The 15,174-nt window shown below is 64.7% G+C and carries 13 protein-coding genes; 7 read left to right on the top strand and 6 right to left on the bottom strand.

Going from position 1 to position 15,174, the window contains the following annotated elements; all coding sequences use genetic code 11:
- Nucleotides 1-103 precede the first annotated feature (103 nt).
- Nucleotides 104-1,084 (bottom strand): hypothetical protein, encoded by a 981-nt coding sequence (locus ABFD92_02600; GenBank protein MEN6503406.1) that lies wholly within the window; start codon nucleotides 1,082-1,084, stop codon nucleotides 104-106.
- Nucleotides 1,085-1,216: 132 nt separating this feature from the next.
- Here ABFD92_02600 and ABFD92_02595 point away from each other — a divergent pair, with 132 nt between their 5' ends.
- On the top strand, nucleotides 1,217-2,212 hold the full coding sequence (locus ABFD92_02595; protein MEN6503405.1) for a tRNA-dihydrouridine synthase family protein: 996 nt from the start codon (nucleotides 1,217-1,219) through the stop codon (nucleotides 2,210-2,212).
- 34 nt (nucleotides 2,213-2,246) lie between these two features.
- Nucleotides 2,247-3,746, top strand: a complete 1,500-nt coding sequence (locus ABFD92_02590; protein ID MEN6503404.1) for a transglutaminase-like domain-containing protein — start codon at nucleotides 2,247-2,249, stop codon at nucleotides 3,744-3,746.
- A gap of 94 nt (nucleotides 3,747-3,840) precedes the next feature.
- On the opposite strand, the gene mnmG is transcribed toward ABFD92_02590, so the two are convergent.
- Nucleotides 3,841-5,760, bottom strand: coding sequence for a tRNA uridine-5-carboxymethylaminomethyl(34) synthesis enzyme MnmG (gene mnmG / locus ABFD92_02585; GenBank protein MEN6503403.1), 1,920 nt, complete (start codon nucleotides 5,758-5,760; stop codon nucleotides 3,841-3,843).
- A gap of 305 nt (nucleotides 5,761-6,065) precedes the next feature.
- On the opposite strand from mnmG, the gene ABFD92_02580 reads away from it, so the two are divergent.
- Both ABFD92_02580 and ABFD92_02575 read left to right on the top strand, forming a co-directional pair.
- Complete coding sequence (locus tag ABFD92_02580; GenBank protein ID MEN6503402.1) at nucleotides 6,066-7,013, top strand: PEP-CTERM sorting domain-containing protein; 948 nt, start codon at nucleotides 6,066-6,068, stop codon at nucleotides 7,011-7,013.
- 25 nt (nucleotides 7,014-7,038) lie between these two features.
- Nucleotides 7,039-7,650, top strand: a complete 612-nt coding sequence (locus ABFD92_02575) for a PEP-CTERM sorting domain-containing protein (GenBank protein MEN6503401.1) — start codon at nucleotides 7,039-7,041, stop codon at nucleotides 7,648-7,650.
- Nucleotides 7,651-7,768: 118 nt separating this feature from the next.
- Here the strand turns inward: ABFD92_02575 and ABFD92_02570 are convergent, their stop codons facing one another.
- Both ABFD92_02570 and ABFD92_02565 read right to left on the bottom strand, forming a co-directional pair.
- Nucleotides 7,769-8,383 (bottom strand): hypothetical protein, encoded by a 615-nt coding sequence (locus ABFD92_02570; GenBank protein ID MEN6503400.1) that lies wholly within the window; start codon nucleotides 8,381-8,383, stop codon nucleotides 7,769-7,771.
- 150 nt (nucleotides 8,384-8,533) lie between these two features.
- Entirely contained in the window at nucleotides 8,534-9,727 is a 1,194-nt protein-coding gene (locus tag ABFD92_02565; GenBank protein MEN6503399.1) for a substrate-binding domain-containing protein, read from the bottom strand.
- 307 nt (nucleotides 9,728-10,034) lie between these two features.
- Between ABFD92_02565 and ABFD92_02560 the strand changes: the two genes are divergently transcribed.
- From ABFD92_02560 to ABFD92_02550, 3 genes are all read left to right on the top strand, one after another.
- Nucleotides 10,035-10,697, top strand: a complete 663-nt coding sequence (locus tag ABFD92_02560) for a PEP-CTERM sorting domain-containing protein (GenBank protein ID MEN6503398.1) — start codon at nucleotides 10,035-10,037, stop codon at nucleotides 10,695-10,697.
- Nucleotides 10,698-10,923: 226 nt separating this feature from the next.
- The gene (locus ABFD92_02555) at nucleotides 10,924-12,288 is read left to right on the top strand and encodes an H-X9-DG-CTERM domain-containing protein (protein ID MEN6503397.1); all 1,365 of its coding nucleotides are present in this window, start codon (nucleotides 10,924-10,926) and stop codon (nucleotides 12,286-12,288) included.
- Between the two features lie 8 nt (nucleotides 12,289-12,296).
- A complete protein-coding gene (locus ABFD92_02550; GenBank protein ID MEN6503396.1) occupies nucleotides 12,297-12,998 on the top strand; it encodes a HEAT repeat domain-containing protein in 702 nt (233 codons plus the stop codon).
- Nucleotides 12,999-13,021: 23 nt separating this feature from the next.
- Here the strand turns inward: ABFD92_02550 and ABFD92_02545 are convergent, their stop codons facing one another.
- Both ABFD92_02545 and ABFD92_02540 read right to left on the bottom strand, forming a co-directional pair.
- Nucleotides 13,022-13,234, bottom strand: coding sequence for a hypothetical protein (locus ABFD92_02545; protein MEN6503395.1), 213 nt, complete (start codon nucleotides 13,232-13,234; stop codon nucleotides 13,022-13,024).
- A gap of 199 nt (nucleotides 13,235-13,433) precedes the next feature.
- The gene (locus ABFD92_02540) at nucleotides 13,434-15,107 is read right to left on the bottom strand and encodes a metallophosphoesterase (GenBank protein ID MEN6503394.1); all 1,674 of its coding nucleotides are present in this window, start codon (nucleotides 15,105-15,107) and stop codon (nucleotides 13,434-13,436) included.
- Nucleotides 15,108-15,174: the final 67 nt, after the last annotated feature.

Below are 15,174 nucleotides of genomic sequence, written 5' to 3'. Positions count from 1 at the left end.
GGCGACGCGAGGATCAAGAGGCAACGGTTGAAATTCGCGTGGCGTGGCCGTCTCTCCCGTGATTATAGGGAGCATGGGCGAGATGCCCATGCCACGACGGCGATCACTTCTGCATCTTGTCCCGCGCTTCGGCGAACTGCGACCATAACGTGCTGCGATCGAAGACACGGCACACGCCGGCGACGCTCTTGGCAAACTCCGTCATGCTCTTGGCCTCGAAGTCGGTGGCGCAGATGCTGATGATCACGATGCGGACTTTCGCTGCCTTTATCGTATCGGTCAGGGGCTGGAGAGTTTCGCTTCCTTTTCGCGTCAGCACGACGACGGTCTGAGGCTTGAAGAAAAGTGCCTTCTGCATCGCTCTTCCCAGGTCGGTCATGCCGTTAGGCTCGATGCTGACCAGGAACATCCCCGCTGCGGCCAGGCCGGCCTTATCGGCCTTTACCGGCGAATTGGGCAAGACCAGATCTTCTTTGGCCTGACAGGCTACGATCGAGAACTGCCCGCCGTCGAGAGACTGCATCGAGACCCGAGTCATGTCGCACGCAAAGACCAGCGCCGAGTCCAGCGACATGCTGCCCGCGCCATCGACGATGTAGACCACCGGCGCCTTGATGGCCACGTCGTCGGCCACGGCGGGGGCGCTCTTGGGCAAGAAGGGGTTCAAGTTGTCGGGAGTGGCGCCCGGCGGCGGCGGCGGAGGCGGCGGGTTGACGATGGATACGACGATCCAGACGCCAAAGCCCAGCAGCACCACCAGCGCGCCAAGCATGACCATGGCGGTGACGCCCTGCAGCAACACGCGCTGGGCCTCGGGAACCTCGCTCGCGTCGACAGCCCCCGCCGCTGTCGCCGCCACGGGCTTCCTGCCTGCCACAGCCGCCCCGGTCCCCGGCGCCGCCGGACGCGAGCCTGGGGCTCCCGGCCGGGCGCCGGGCGCCGCCGGGCGGGCGACCGTCTTGGTCGTGTCGACCATTCCCGGCACCGGCACCAGGGCCCGGCAGTACGGGCATCGGCAGATGCCACCGGCGAAGGCCTCGTCGATGGCAATTCGTTTCTTGCATTCCGTGCAACGTATTTTCATGAACAGATTTCCGCTGCTATTGGTTCTGACCTATTATCATACCTCAATCAGACGACAATGCAAACGTGCCTGCGCCAATCATGCCAAACGACCGCCATGGCACCCTGCAAACCAATCGTCTATACTCATTGAATGCCTCTTGCAACGTTCAACCCTGTGTCGATCGGTCCGGTTCGGATCGAACTGCCGGTCGTGCTGGCGGCGCTGGCGGGATACACCGACCTGGCGTACCGCCGCATCTGCCGCAAACTCGGCTCGCCCTTCTGCGCCACCGAGGTCATGCTCGACAGCAGCCTGCTGGCCGGGCGAAAGCTGCGACACCGCCTGGCCGCTACCGCCCCCGACGACGAACCGCTGGCTGGACAGCTCCTGGGCAGCGACCCGGAGGTGATGGCCGAAGCCGCGGCCAGCCTCGCCCCGGAGGAGTACCAGGTGATCGACCTGAACTTCGCCTGCCCGGTCCGCAAGGCCATCCGCCGCAAGCGCGGCGGGTTCCTGATGAAACGCCCCGAGCAGGTGCTCGAGATCATCCGCCGCGTCAAGGGGGCGGCGCCTCAGCCGCTGACGCTCAAGCTGCGGTCGAGCTACTCCCGCGACGCCAGCGACCGCGAGGCGTTCTGGCAGATCGCCCGCGGCGCGTTCGATCTGGGCGTGGCGGCTATCTGCGTACACGCCCGCAGCGTCGAGGCGCTCTACAGCGGCGCTGCCGACTGGGAGTTTCTCGCGCAGGTCAAAGCCGCCTTCCCCGACCGCGTGGTGATCGGCTCGGGGGACGCGACCAGCCCCGCCGCGGCTCTGCGGATGATCGAGCAGACCGGCGTCGACGCCGTCGCCGCGGCGCGCGGGGCTCTGGGCAACCCCTGGTTCTTCCGCCAGTTCGCCGACCTGGCAGCCGGTCGCGAGCCTTATCGCCCCAGCCTGGCCGAGCAGCGGACTATCATGGAAGAGCACCACGCCCTGGCGTGCGACCTGCACGGGGCGGTGCGGGGGCCCAAGATCATGCGCAAGTTCGGCATCAAGTACGCCCGGAACCACCCACACGCCCGCGAACTGCGAGTGGCGTTCGTCGCGGTCAAAAGCACCACAGACTGGAACGCAGTGCTGGATCGGTATTACCAGCCGACATAGGTAGATGTTCCGTTGTTTTGAAAGCGAGATCAACATGACCAAACGCACGATTGCACTGGCCGCCGCACTGCTGCTGCTGGGCAGCCCCGCCCTCGCCCAGGCTACCAAACCCGCCGACAAGGGCTCGGTCGAATACATGGCCGTGCTGCTGGACGGTCAGAAGATCGGGCACGTTCAATCACAGCGAATCGTCGAGAACGGAAACGTCGAGTCGCGAACGCTGACCAACATGACCATCAGCCGCATGGGTACCTCGCTGACGATCACACAGACCGTCTCCTGCGTCGAAACCACCGCCGGGCGCCCGATCTCCTTCGTCGCCACGATGGAGATGGGACAGGCCGGCAAGTCGCTGGGCAAGCTCGGAACCCAGTCCGTGCATGGCATGATTGACAGGAACGGCCGCGCCATCGTCACCACCGGTCAGCCGCCCTCCACGCAAAGCCGCACCTTCGCCTGGCCAAATGGAGCGGTGCTGGCCGAGGGGCAAAGGCTCACGATGGTCAAGCACGGACTGGCCAAGGGCACGACCTACACCATCGCCGCGTTCGACCCGACGATGCAGAGCGTCACGCCGACGCAGATCGTCGTCGGCGACCGAGAACCGGTCGACCTGCTCGGGCGCGTCGTGACGCTGACGAAAGTCACCGCCACCCTCACCGCCGCCGGCAGCACCGTGACGGCGACCAACTACGTCGATGACGACTTCAACACCCTCAAGAGCGTCATGCCGATGATCGGCATGAACGTCCAGATGGTCGCCTGCGACAAGGCCTTCGCCCTGAGCAAGAATCAGACCGTCGACTTCATGGCCAAGCTGGCCCTGACCAGTCCCGTGCCGCTGGACAAAGCCGCCAAGGTCTCAGCCGTCAGCTACCGCCTCAAGGCCTCAAGCCCCGAGGCCAAACTGAAGGTGCCCGCCACCGATAACCAGAGCGTCAAGACCGGCGACGGCGCGGTCACCGTAACCGTCCGACCGCTGCGGGTCGTCAAGGGCGGCGCCATGCCCTACCGCGGAACCGACCAGGCCGCCCTCGATGCCCTCAAGCCCACCGAGTATCTCCAGTGCAACGAGCCCAAGGTTAAAGCCCTGGCCCGCAAAGCCGTCGGCAAGGCCGGCGACGCCGCCTCCGCCGCTCGAAATATCGAGCAGTACGTTCGGGCGTACATCAAGAAGAAGGATCTTTCCGTCGGGTACGCCACGGCCGCCGAGGTCGTCGACAGCCGCCAGGGCGACTGCACCGAGCACGCGGTTCTGGCCGCGGCCCTGTGCCGCGCCAGCGGGATCCCCGCGCGAGTGGCCGTGGGGCTTGGCTACATGCCGGTCATGGGCAAGATGCGAGACGTCTTCGCCCCGCACGCCTGGTTCTGCGTGCTTGTCGACGGCAAATGGATCGGTATGGACGCGGCGCTGGATGGGTTCGACACGCGGCACATCACGTTGGCCGAAAGCGACGGCAATCCCGAAGACTTCTTCGGTCTCATCGGCACGCTGGGATACTTCACGATCGACGCGGTCACGATCAGCAAATGATCGAGAATAACCCGCTGAGGTCGCTGAGGTCGCTGAGGGAAGAGGTTGTTTTATCTTCTACATCCTCAGCGTCCTCAGCGACCTCAGCGGCTATCTATCCGCCGCCGGCGGCGCGGGCCTTGGCGATGTGGATCCCCAGCACGGCGATGTCGGCGGGCGTGATCCCGCTGATCCGCATCGCCTGGCCGAGCGAACGCGGGCGAAGGGCCCGCAACTTCTCTCGCGCCTCGAACCGCAGATGCGAGGCCTGGTCGTAGTCGAAGGCCTCGGGGATGAGCTTGCTGTCGAGGTCCTTCATGTGCTCCAGTGCCCGCTCCTGCCGCTGCAGATACCCCGCGTATCGCAGATCGACCGTCAGCGACTCGACCACAGCCGCGTGCGCCTCCAGCAGCGCCGCCAGTCGCTCGCGCGGCGCACCCTCCAGACCCGCCAACACCTCCGCCAGACCCACCTCCGGGCGCCGCAGCAGTTCCGCGGCCGTCTTGCCCGCGATCCGAACGCTCTCCAGCAGCCCCCGGGCCTCTTCAAACGCCTGCCGCGAAGATATGAACGCCTGCCACCGTGCGTCGTCGACCACGCCGGCGGCGCGGCCCAGCGGCGTCAGGCGCCGGTCGGCGTTGTCGGCCCGAAGGCTCAGGCGGCACTCGGCGCGGCTGGTGAACATGCGGTATGGTTCGGTAATCCCCCGCGTGACCAGGTCGTCGATCATCACGCCGATGTACGCTTCGTCGCGACGAAGCACCAGCGGCGGCCGACCCGCGATGGCGGCCGAGGCGTTGACCCCCGCGACGAGCCCCTGACCGGCGGCCTCTTCATAGCCGGTGGTGCCGTTGATCTGCCCGGCCAGGAACAATCCGCCAACCCGCTTGGTCTCGAGCGTGGGCGCAAGCTGCGTCGGCGGGGCGTAGTCGTACTCGATGGCGTATCCGTAGCGGATGATTTTCGCCTGCTCAAGCCCTGGAATTCCACGGATGATCGCCTCCTGCACGTCGGCAGGCAGCGACGTCGCGATGCCGTTGCAGTAGATCCATTCAGTATCGCGCCCCTCGGGCTCCAGGAAGATCTGGTGGCGGTCCTTGTCGGCGAAGCGATCGATCTTCGTCTCCAGCGACGGGCAGTACCGCGGACCCACCGATTGGATCTGCCCCGTGAACATCGGCGCGCGGTGCAGGTTCTCGCGGATGATCTGATGCACAGCCGGCGTCGTAAATGTGATCCAGCAGGGAATCTGCTCGGTCGCGATCTGGGGCGTCAGGAATGAAAACGGCGCCGGCCTCGCGTCGCCGTCCTGGCGCCCGCAGGCGGAATAGTCGATGGTCCGCCCGTCCAGCCGCGGGCAGGTGCCGGTCTTGAGCCGCTCCAGAGACAGCCCCAGCCCGCGCAGGCTCTCGCTCAGCGCCGACGACGCCGGCTCGTCGTACCGCCCGCCCGCCCAGGTCTTCTCGCCCAGGTGCATCAGCCCGTTGAGGAACGTCCCGGTCGTGATGACGGCGGCTTTGCATGAGATCTCCCCCGCGCCCGCCAGACGCAGCCCGCACACTCGCCCGCCGGCGCGATGCTCCTCGGGGGTGCCACGCACAACTCCGTTGTGCGTGTCTCCACATCGCGCTGCCCCGCACGCCGCGCCCTCCGTCAGCACCTCCACCGCCTCGTCTTCAATTATGGTAAGCCCCGGCACAGCCCCCAGCGCCCGCTGCATCCACGCCGCGTACGCGTGGCGGTCTACCTGGCAGCGAGGGCCCCACACCGCCGAGCCCTTCGACCGGTTAAGCATGCGGAACTGAATGCCGGTAGCGTCGGCCGCCAGACCCATCAGCCCCCCCATCGCGTCGATCTCGCGGACGATCTGCCCCTTGCCCACGCCGCCGATGGCCGGGTTGCACGACATCTGCCCAATCGTCTCTCGCGACAGCGTCACCAGCGCCGTAGCCATCCCCAGACTCGCCGCCGCGCGTGCGGCCTCGATCCCCGCATGCCCGCCCCCCACCACCACGATGTCAAAGTCCAGATTCATCGCCGCCTATTGTACCGCCGACAAGTGCGGCGTTGTATGGAGAGCGTTGCCTGGAATGCCTCGAAGCTTCCGCAGGGATTGCGAAGGCGGCAAAATGTCTTACTGAAATAGCTTGAATAATGGACCATCCGTGGTACCATCTGGTTTCTGGCTAGTTGCCCCGTTCATTACCCAGGAGAAGCCGTTCGTCACTGAAGGGCTGGGTTGCAGAGGACGGAGGCGGGCATATCGGCTGGATCAACCAAGACTATACATTTGGCTGCATCAAACGGTTCCTTTGAAATAAAAACGTAGAGGAGATGACGATGAGAAGCACAATGTACATGGTGGCGGTAAGTGTCTGTTTGCTGTTGGCCGGCGCTGCACATGCGGGAGACTATTATGGGTCTCAAGACGGTGACTGGTCTCTTGCGGCTACCTGGAATAACGCCGGCGTTCCGGGCACCAACGATGGGGTCTGGATCAGCGGCGAGAATGTGGTCCATGATTCCGCGGCCAGCGGCCTGGCAGGCTATGGGGCGGTCGATAATGGAAGCTTGACGCTGCAGAAAAGCCTGAATGTGGAACAGTGGTGGAACGTCAATGGCGGCGGGGTCGTGGACCTTAACGGCAATGATCTGACCGTCGACGGCGGTCTGAACTTCAACGGCGGCAGCATCGTCAACAGCGGCCGTATTCTCGTGCCGACCGAACACATCAACGTCGGCGGCGGCACCAGCATCGCGCTGGATGGCGACGACTATATCAACCGCGCCTACGTCTATGATGGCTGCACCATGGCCCTGGGTTCCGTGGGCGGCAACGTCGAGGCTGGTATCGTGGCAGACTACCACGGGCTGGTGACGGTGGATCCCGGCTATGTCACCTCTTCCGGTTTCTACTTCGACGTCCGCAACGGCGGCATGGTGCGCATCACCCAGGGCGCCGGCGTCACCACCGGCGTCACCTATGCCCCCTATGATGACCCTTACTGGCGCGCGTTGAGATGGGCGGTTCAGACAGGCGGGCTCGTCGAACTGAATTTTGATTCCGGTTCCGCCAGCGGTGACTGGATCTTCAAGATGCTCGATACGACGGACACGCTGACAGACATGGTCACTGATGGACGCCTGGTCATCACCGGCGCCCCCTACGAGATCGTCAACGACGGGACCTGGACGATCGTCCGGGCTACCGGCGAAATCCCCGAGCCGGCGACGATGAGCCTGCTGGCCATCGGCTCCCTGGCGGCGCTGATCCGACGCAAACGTTGAGGTTCCCCCAAAGAAAGGAATGCACATGAGACTCGTCTCGATCATCACTATCGCGAGCGTCTTGCTGTTGGCGGGGGCAGCCCAGGCGGCCGTGGGCGAGAACATTGTTGCCGGGATTACGACCGGAGCCGCCGCTCCCAACATCACCTACGGCGTGTGGACCCAGAACGGCAACCCCAACAACCTCACCGACGGCAACCTGACCAACAGTTATGACCACTGGGGCGATGCCAATACCGCGCCGTGGTGGAAAATCGATTGGGTGGACGATACGCCGGTCTCCCAGATCAAGATCTACGGTCGGACCGGATACGCCGCGCGCATGATCAACGCGACGGTGATGCTCTTCGACAGCACCGACACGATGCTGCTGCAAGAGGTCATCGACAGCAGCGAGATCGTCAACGAAGACCACAGCGGCGTTCGGCCGACCTGGACGTTCGACCTCGCAACACCGATTCTGGCCAGTTCGATTTACCTGGACGGCAAGAGCTATCTGACCGGAGCGAGCATCGACCGCAACGTTCTGGCCATCTCCGAGGTCCAGGTGATCGAAGGAATCCTTCTCCCCGAACCGGCGACCATGAGCCTGCTGGTCCTGGGCGGCCTGACGGCCCTGATTCGGCGGAAGAAGTAATCGCGATCTGGTAATGAGGATTAGTTTTCAACGGGCGACCGCTAACACCGGCCGCCCGTTGTCAACCACGTGCTTCTCTGCGTGCTCTGCGGTCTCTGCGGTTCATGCAGTCTTCAGCTTAGCGGTCCGGCGCGGAGTTCCGCTCCGGCCGGCGCATGATCACAATGTCTTCTTTGGAATCGGGATCGTAGTTGATTCCGGCCGCGGGCGCAAAGCCCATCGCCTGCAACTGCGGTACAGACTTCTGGTGAGCGAACAGCCACAGCGGCGGATCGGACTCGTTCAGCCATTGCTGCCAGCGCCGCGTCCCCGGGTCTTGGCCATATCGTCTCACCCAGGTCTGCTTGAGCGCCTGGGCGTCGGGCACCGGTCGGCCGAAGTAGTACAACACTATGCCTTCGACCGCGTCCCATCCGGCCACCCGGGCGTCCGGCGCGATGGCTGCCGCGGCCTGGCGGGAGATGATCGCTTCATCATGGCGGCCATCCCAGAGGTCCTGGCGGGTGAAGAAGCCAATTTTGCCCAGGACCGCCGCGGCGATCATTGCCGCCACGGCCCAGCTAGTGTTGCCCTTGTGCAGGGATGCCACGGCTTCGGCCATGCTCCGCGCCGTGACGGCAACATACGCTTCATGACTCTCGATCTTGGCGAGTCCCACTCTCCAACCGCCCACCAAAGCCGCCAACCCGCATGCCAGCACGGTGCCAAACGTTCTGTTGAAAACGAAAGTCACGGACGGTTCCTTTCGAAAGCCCCCGAAACCGCCCTGAAGGTAACTTTCGAGACATTAAGCCATTCTGAGGCCGCGAAAGATTGTGCCCCAGAGAAGTGTCCGCTGATCACGGCGCGACGCTTCGACAACAGCGTGAAATGCGCATGAAGCCTACGCGCCGGCGTGGTTCGGGATGTCTGAAGCTATCAGGGCCTTCTGGCGGTGTTTCTTTCGCCAGGCGCGGGGGTTGCTGCCGGTCTGGCGGATCAGCGTATCGCGAAGGCGCTCGGCGTTGCCGTAGCCGCACTGACGGGCGATATCCTGCACGGTCATCGTCGTCTGCGCCAGCAGTTCGCGCGCTTTGGCAAAGCGGACGTTGCGCAGGTATTCGCCAATGGGGCAATTGAGATGGTGGCGAAATCCCGCCGCCAGGGCGGTCTTGGATGTGTCGGTGGCGCTCACCACCTGCGGCACGCCGATGCGGGGGTCGGCATAGTTGGCCCAGATGAACCGCAGGGCCTTGGCCACCTGCGGGTCACCCACGGCCTGGACATTGGTGCTCTGGCGCATGACGACGCCCTTGGGCTTGACCAGCACGGGTTTTCGGGGCGCGGGGCGGCCCTGCATCCGGCGATCGAGCAGCCGCGCCGCCTCATACCCGACGGCGAACATGTCCGGGTCGGCGCTGGACAGCGGCACCGGGGCGCCTTCGCAAGGGGCTTCGATGTTGTAGGCCCCCAGCACCGCCACCTGCTCGGGCACCATCAGTCCGGCCTCGTGACAGGCTTCGATGGCTTCGACGGCAGTCCAATCGCTGTCGACCCACAGGCCCAGCGGCTTGGGCAAGGCGGGCAACTCCCGCCCGAGCCATCGCCGCAGCTCACGCATGCCGCCGCCGCGATGCGGATTGGTCGTCCAGTCCAGGATGTGCAGGCACTTTCCCGCCGCGCGGGCCGCCCGCGAAAACCCCTTGCGCTGAGCGTTAAGCGACCAGTCGTCGCCCAACCAGCAGTATGCCAGGTGCTCGAAGTGGCGCTGGATAAAATGCTCTGCCGCCTGGCGCCCCAGCGACTCCCAGTCCGGCAGCACCAGGGGCAACGCCAGGTCTTGATCGATATAGTTGAGGCTGACGGTCGCAATACCGCAGCGCCGCCAGCTTGATCCGGCGCTGCCCAGCGTGCCGACGACGCCCTGCACGTCCCACCACCCCACGACCTCACGGGGGTTCTGGTCTTCATACCAGCGCGTCAGCAGCGTGATCCATCCCGCGGACTTCCCGTAGGCGACCACGCCGGCGGCCTCGGGGCGAGTCTCCTCGACGTTAATCAAAAGCACACGAACCGGTTGGGCGGCGGACTTCTTCATGGCGGGGCAGTATACCCGAGGCTTCGCACAAAAACCCCGTTATTGGTGTTAAGATTCCGGATTGACAAAAAGCAAAACGCGTGTAAACTGCCCGCTTAGTTGGCCTCGATGCCCCGTTCTTTTGCCAAGGAGCAGACCGCCGTCACGGCGGTCTGGGCGAGCAGAGACGGAGGCGGGCATTTCACGGGCCTAGAGATTTTGAGTTCGTTTCGCGCTGCCTCTGTAAGCATCTGATCGCGTTGCCGGGTGGAACCGTTCTGCTTGCCGCATCAGAAGCCGTCAGGGCTCATATACGGAGAACCTCATTATGAAACACGTATTCGCTTTTGCGGGAGCGGTTCTGGTTCTTGCCGGGGCGACCGTTGCCGCACCCATCACGATCAACAACCCCGGCTTCGAGTCCGGCAGCACCGGCTGGACGGTGTGGGGCAGCGGTTGGACAGCCCAGCCGACCGACGCGGAATTCCCCGGCGCCAGTTCCGGCTCGCTGCCTGCCCCGGCCGGCGGAACCACCACCATGGTCGGCGGCTCGACCTTCGGCGGGCGAATCTGGCAGAAGGTTGACGGGGTGACCGTGCAGGCCGACATGATCTACACCCTGACGGTGGCGACCGGGCGTCCGGCCAATCTCCCGTTCGACCTGACGCAGTGGGACATCTACCTCTCTGCCGGCAACGACGCCAACAGCACGCGTCTGGGGACGCAGTGGATCACTCCCTCCAGCGTTCCCGCAGGCACGTTCGTCGACACGACGCTTGTCGTCGACACGACCGGCCTCGACCCCTCGCTCATCGGCAAGAACCTGATCGTCGTCCTCCACGACAACGACGGGTTAAACGGATACCCCTCGGCCGGATACCACTTTGACAACGTCCGCCTGAATATCTCGCCCATCCCCGAGCCGGCGACGATGAGCCTGCTGGCGCTGGGTTCCTTGGCGGCGCTGATGAAGAGACGACGCAACAACTAAGCGACCGTCCGCTCAAGGACGGCCTGTCGATGCGGCAACGGGCGGCGTGCCTGGGGAGCGGCCGCCCGTTTCCATTGCAGCCAAGCCCCCAATGGCCGATGGGCGAAGGTCCGCCTTGTTTTGCCAGATGACTGTGGTAATAATTCCTGATGGATATGATAGATGACCTTTGGCCTCTCATACCATCGCAGCAACTGTTGTCAAGGAGTCTCCAGGGCAAGGCAGAATGAGAAGCAGGGCCTTCACATTAACGGAGCTGCTGATCGTTATCGCGGTGCTGGCGGTTCTTGTAACGCTGCTGGTTCCGTCCGGGCGCAGCCTTCTGGGGCGCGTCAACGAGACGATCTGCGCGGGGCAGCTTCGCAGCATCGGCAGCGCGGCCGCCCTGGCGCGGCAGGAGGGCAAGACCAACGGCCAGATCAGCACGGTCAACTGGCAGGTCACGCTGTTTCCCAAGGTCGACAACGCGGCCAAGGTGTTCCTGTGCCCTGACGGTCCGGTGCCAGTGTCCCAAAGCAGCGAGGAAGATCCTCCCGCCGACCCGGTGCCGGGCGGGCCGGGCATCGCCGCACAATACGTGCTGTGCAAGGTCTTCGGCGGCTGGGGCGTGTGGTATTCGAGCGACTACGCCGGCTGGCCCATCGGCGGGGTGCCGCTGGATGACGACAGCCCGTGGATCATCCACTTCTCGCAGCGTCAGCGCGACACGATCACGGCGGGCGACAGCTACGGCGGGCAGACTCCGCGGCGCCATCTGGGCGATCCGGAAGCGTTCTGGTTCGTCTGGTACACCGATCTGAACCGCTGGGGCCCGCCCTCCTACATCTACGAACCCGACGGCACGGGCGTGTCGTATTGGGCCGTCAACGTCGGCTGGTTTGCCGGTCGATACTGCAGCTACTTTATGAAGACCGAGCCCGCCGCCGGAGGCGAGAAGCTCTGGACGCACTGGGAAGCCGCCTCGGCGCCGGGACATCTGCTGACGCTGATCAGCCAGGCCAACGAGACGGTCGTCACCAGCAAGGGCACGACGCAGTTGATCTCGGGCTCGGCGTTCTCGATGAGCATGCTCCACGGCCTGTGGGTCAGCGAGACGCGGATCTACCCGGTGCCCCAGCCCGGTCAGACCATCGGCGACCTGACGTGCGGTCCGGGCCCGCTGCTGATCAACGCCAAGTGCCAGATGAGCCAGCTCTGCCCGAACTACCCGAACTGGGAGAGCGCCTGCAACGGCCGCGACGACTGGATTCTGTTGGGCGGCGGCTCGGGTGGGGATGAAGGCTCGGGCGGCGCCGGCGGCGGCGCGCAAAGCGGGTTCAACTGCACCAACTACGGCATGAACTCGGGGGCTGGGTCGATGTCGCGCCAGGAGCAGATCTTCGCGATGGACTACGGCGACACGATCGTCAAGCCCGAAGAAGATGACTGGACGGCCCCGGCGTGGGACGCTGACGGCGACGGACAGGCGGACTTCGCCCGCCACCGCGGGCGCGTCAACGCGCTGCTGGTGGACGGTTCGGTGCGGTCGATGGCGCCGGCTGACATTGACCCCCAGTACGAAGACCTGCGCAACCGCTTCTGGATGCCCTGAGAGATCCCATGGCTCTGACGAAACGCACCAGAATTATCACGATCAGCGGCGTCGCCCTGTGCGTCGTAGCGGGAGGATGGCGCCTCTTCAACGCCTTGGGACCCGCCCAGGCCGACCTGACCGACGCTCGCCGCGCCATCCAGAGAAAAGACTACGATACAGTCGTTCGGATCGTGCGCGATCAGCCAACGAGCGAGGCCCAGAGCTATGTGCGGTCTTTGGGGCGCCAGTTTGGCCCCCAGGCGGCGCCGGTGCTGACACGCCTGCTGGACCCCACCGTCGAACCTCGCGACGAGGTGCGGGCCTGGAGCGCGACCGCTTTGAACACGGCCATCCCCGCCGACCAACCCAAGGACCCCAAGGACCCGCCCATCCAGGCGCTGGTACACGCCCTGCATCGCGACCAGGCCCCCGCTGTGCGAGCCTCGGCCGCCACCACCCTGGGACACACCCGGACGTGGCGGACAATGGAAGATCTCTTTGGGGCGATGGACGACCCGGATGCCGCCGTCCGCCGCGCCGCGGCGGGGGCGGCCGCTACAATCCTGCGTATCAAGCTTAACTACCACCCCGACGCCCTGCCGGAGCAGCGCCAGGAGCAGATCCGCAAGCTCAGGCTCTGGTGGAAAAATCCCGAGAACAGCGGCTTGGTTGGCGGATACTACGACGGCGGGCGGTTCAAAAAGGTCTACGAAAAATATTCCCGATAGCAGCGCCCCGATCGCTGCCCGCGTCAGGCCGCCCGTTGTTCAGCCGGCGCGCTGGACTGCTGCCACTGCGAGCAGGTGTCGCTGCGGCGGCGGGCAAAGCCCCTCCAGCGTTCGGTGCATGTGCCGGCGGCGCTGTGGGTCACAGACATGATCTCGCCGGTGTTCTTGAATGCTCGTTGCCCGCGCCAGAATGCGCAGGTGCCGCAGGTGTTGCCGCTACAGGTTTGGTCGCCCATAGATTTCCCTTTCCCACCCAAAAGGCATATCGGCTCAGAGACAGGGGGAATTCACTTTCGGTTCGTGATGTGCTGTACACCCAGTCCATGCCGTGAGGACAGGGTGATGCGTGTCGCCATGCCACCCGCGCACTGAAGGAAAACTCTTAAAGCGGCAGCTAAGGCTGCCGCACTCCATAGAGCCGCGCCGGGTTACTGGTTACTCGGCGTCGTAGTTGACGACGCCTTCTTCGTTGTAGCGTTTGAGGATTTCGGCGGCTGTGGGCGACTTGTCGTCCAGGGCGGCCTGCGTGTGCTGGCTGACGCCCCATGTCCAGGCCGGCGGGGCGAAGTGGTGCAGGCCACGGCTGGCGGGGTTGGCTATTGTCTTGAGCTCCCAGACCTCCACCTTTTTGAATGCGGCCTTGCCGCCCTCGGCGAGCACGGAGACTTTGCCGGGCTGGTCTACCTTGACGGGCTTGGTCATGCGGTAGAGGTTGTTGCCCAGGATGCTCAGGCGGTCCTTATCGATGAGGATGTGCCACTCGAGCGTCTTGCTGGGAGCAATCTTCATCGGCGGGAGCTTGTCGCCGGAGGCGAGCTTAAAGGGCACCGGGGCGCCGGCAACGCTGACGGCCGCGCCGTCGAATGTGATTTCGATGGCGTCTTTCTCGCCGACGCGCAGGCCGACCTTCCTGGCCGACAGCGGATCGATCTGCACGACGATCTCACAGGAATCGAGCCCCGCGGCAGCGGTTAGTGGCACAGGCTTTCCAGCCTGTGTCTCCACAGCCTGGAAAGGCTGTGCCACAAGCTGCTTGAGGCGGCGTTTCTCCATCGCCGCCGCCGTCACGCTCTTGAAGTATCCCAGCAGCGAGCTGTTACCGTAGGTCATCGGGCGCCGCTCGACCATGTCGATGGCGGTCTCGGTCACGATGCCGTTGGCGATGCCGTAGTTGGTGAACGACGGCACGCCGGCGAGTTTGGCAAACAGCGGCACGTGCGTGTGCCCGGCGCAGACCTGGTCGACGCGGTACTTGTGCAGGGCCCTGAAGAACTCGGCCGGAGCGTCGTAGCAATGCACCAGCAGGACGACGCGACGGTCCTTGGGCATCGCCGCCAGGTCCTTCTCGAGGAACTGCACGCCGATCTTCGGGATCATGTCGGTGTAGTTCTTGGGCGGCGCAACCTTCTCCATGTAGTCGATCGAGACGAAGTGTACGCCGGCGTAGTCGAACGACCACCGCGTCGGCCCGCAGTACTTCGTGTACGCCCCCCACCCCGCCAGCGGGTGCGAGGTCATCTTGGTCTTCTCGTCTTCGCCGACAAAGTCGTGGTTGCCCGGCGAGAAGAACATCGGCAGCGGGAACGCCTTGGCGTGGCCGTCGATGCTGCGGAACATCTCCTCGGCGCCTTGCGGCGTGGCGTAGCCCATGTCGCCGGTGTTGAAGATGAACTTGGCGTGGGGCTTGGCGGCCGCCGCGTCATGGGTGTAGTGCTCGGAAAGCATCTTGCCGCTGCCGTGGTCGTCGCTGATGTGCAGGAACACAAAGGGCAGCTTCTGTTCGTCGGCCCGCAGGGCGAAGTTCACGGCCTTGGCGTCGGTCACTTCGCTGAGGCGGTACCACCATTTGCCCGCCGGCCACGTGTTGCTCGGCCAGCAGACGCTGACGGTCCGGGCGGGACGGTACGGGATCATGTAATCGTCGGCGATGGTCAGGCTGTACGACCCGTCGGCGGCGCTGACGGCGAAGTTCACCCCGTCGGTGACGCGCACGCCCGCCAGCGGCTTGGCGTCGAGCGTGACTTTGCCGCTGACCGCGACGGGGGCGTCGGCCAGAGCGGGGCAGACCATCAGAGCGATGACCATCGCGGAGCAGAGCAATCGGGTCATTGTGCAAACTCCTGTGCAAGGCGTGGGAACGCCAGTCCTTCAACACTCAAAGGGACTGCAAGTCACG

It is taken from the genome of Planctomycetaceae bacterium, from assembly GCA_039680605.1.
GTDB lineage: Bacteria > Planctomycetota > Phycisphaerae > SM23-33 > SM23-33 > JAJFUU01.
The sequence above is the reverse complement of the archived record's forward strand: the minus strand, read 5'-3'. Positions and strand labels throughout refer to the sequence as shown.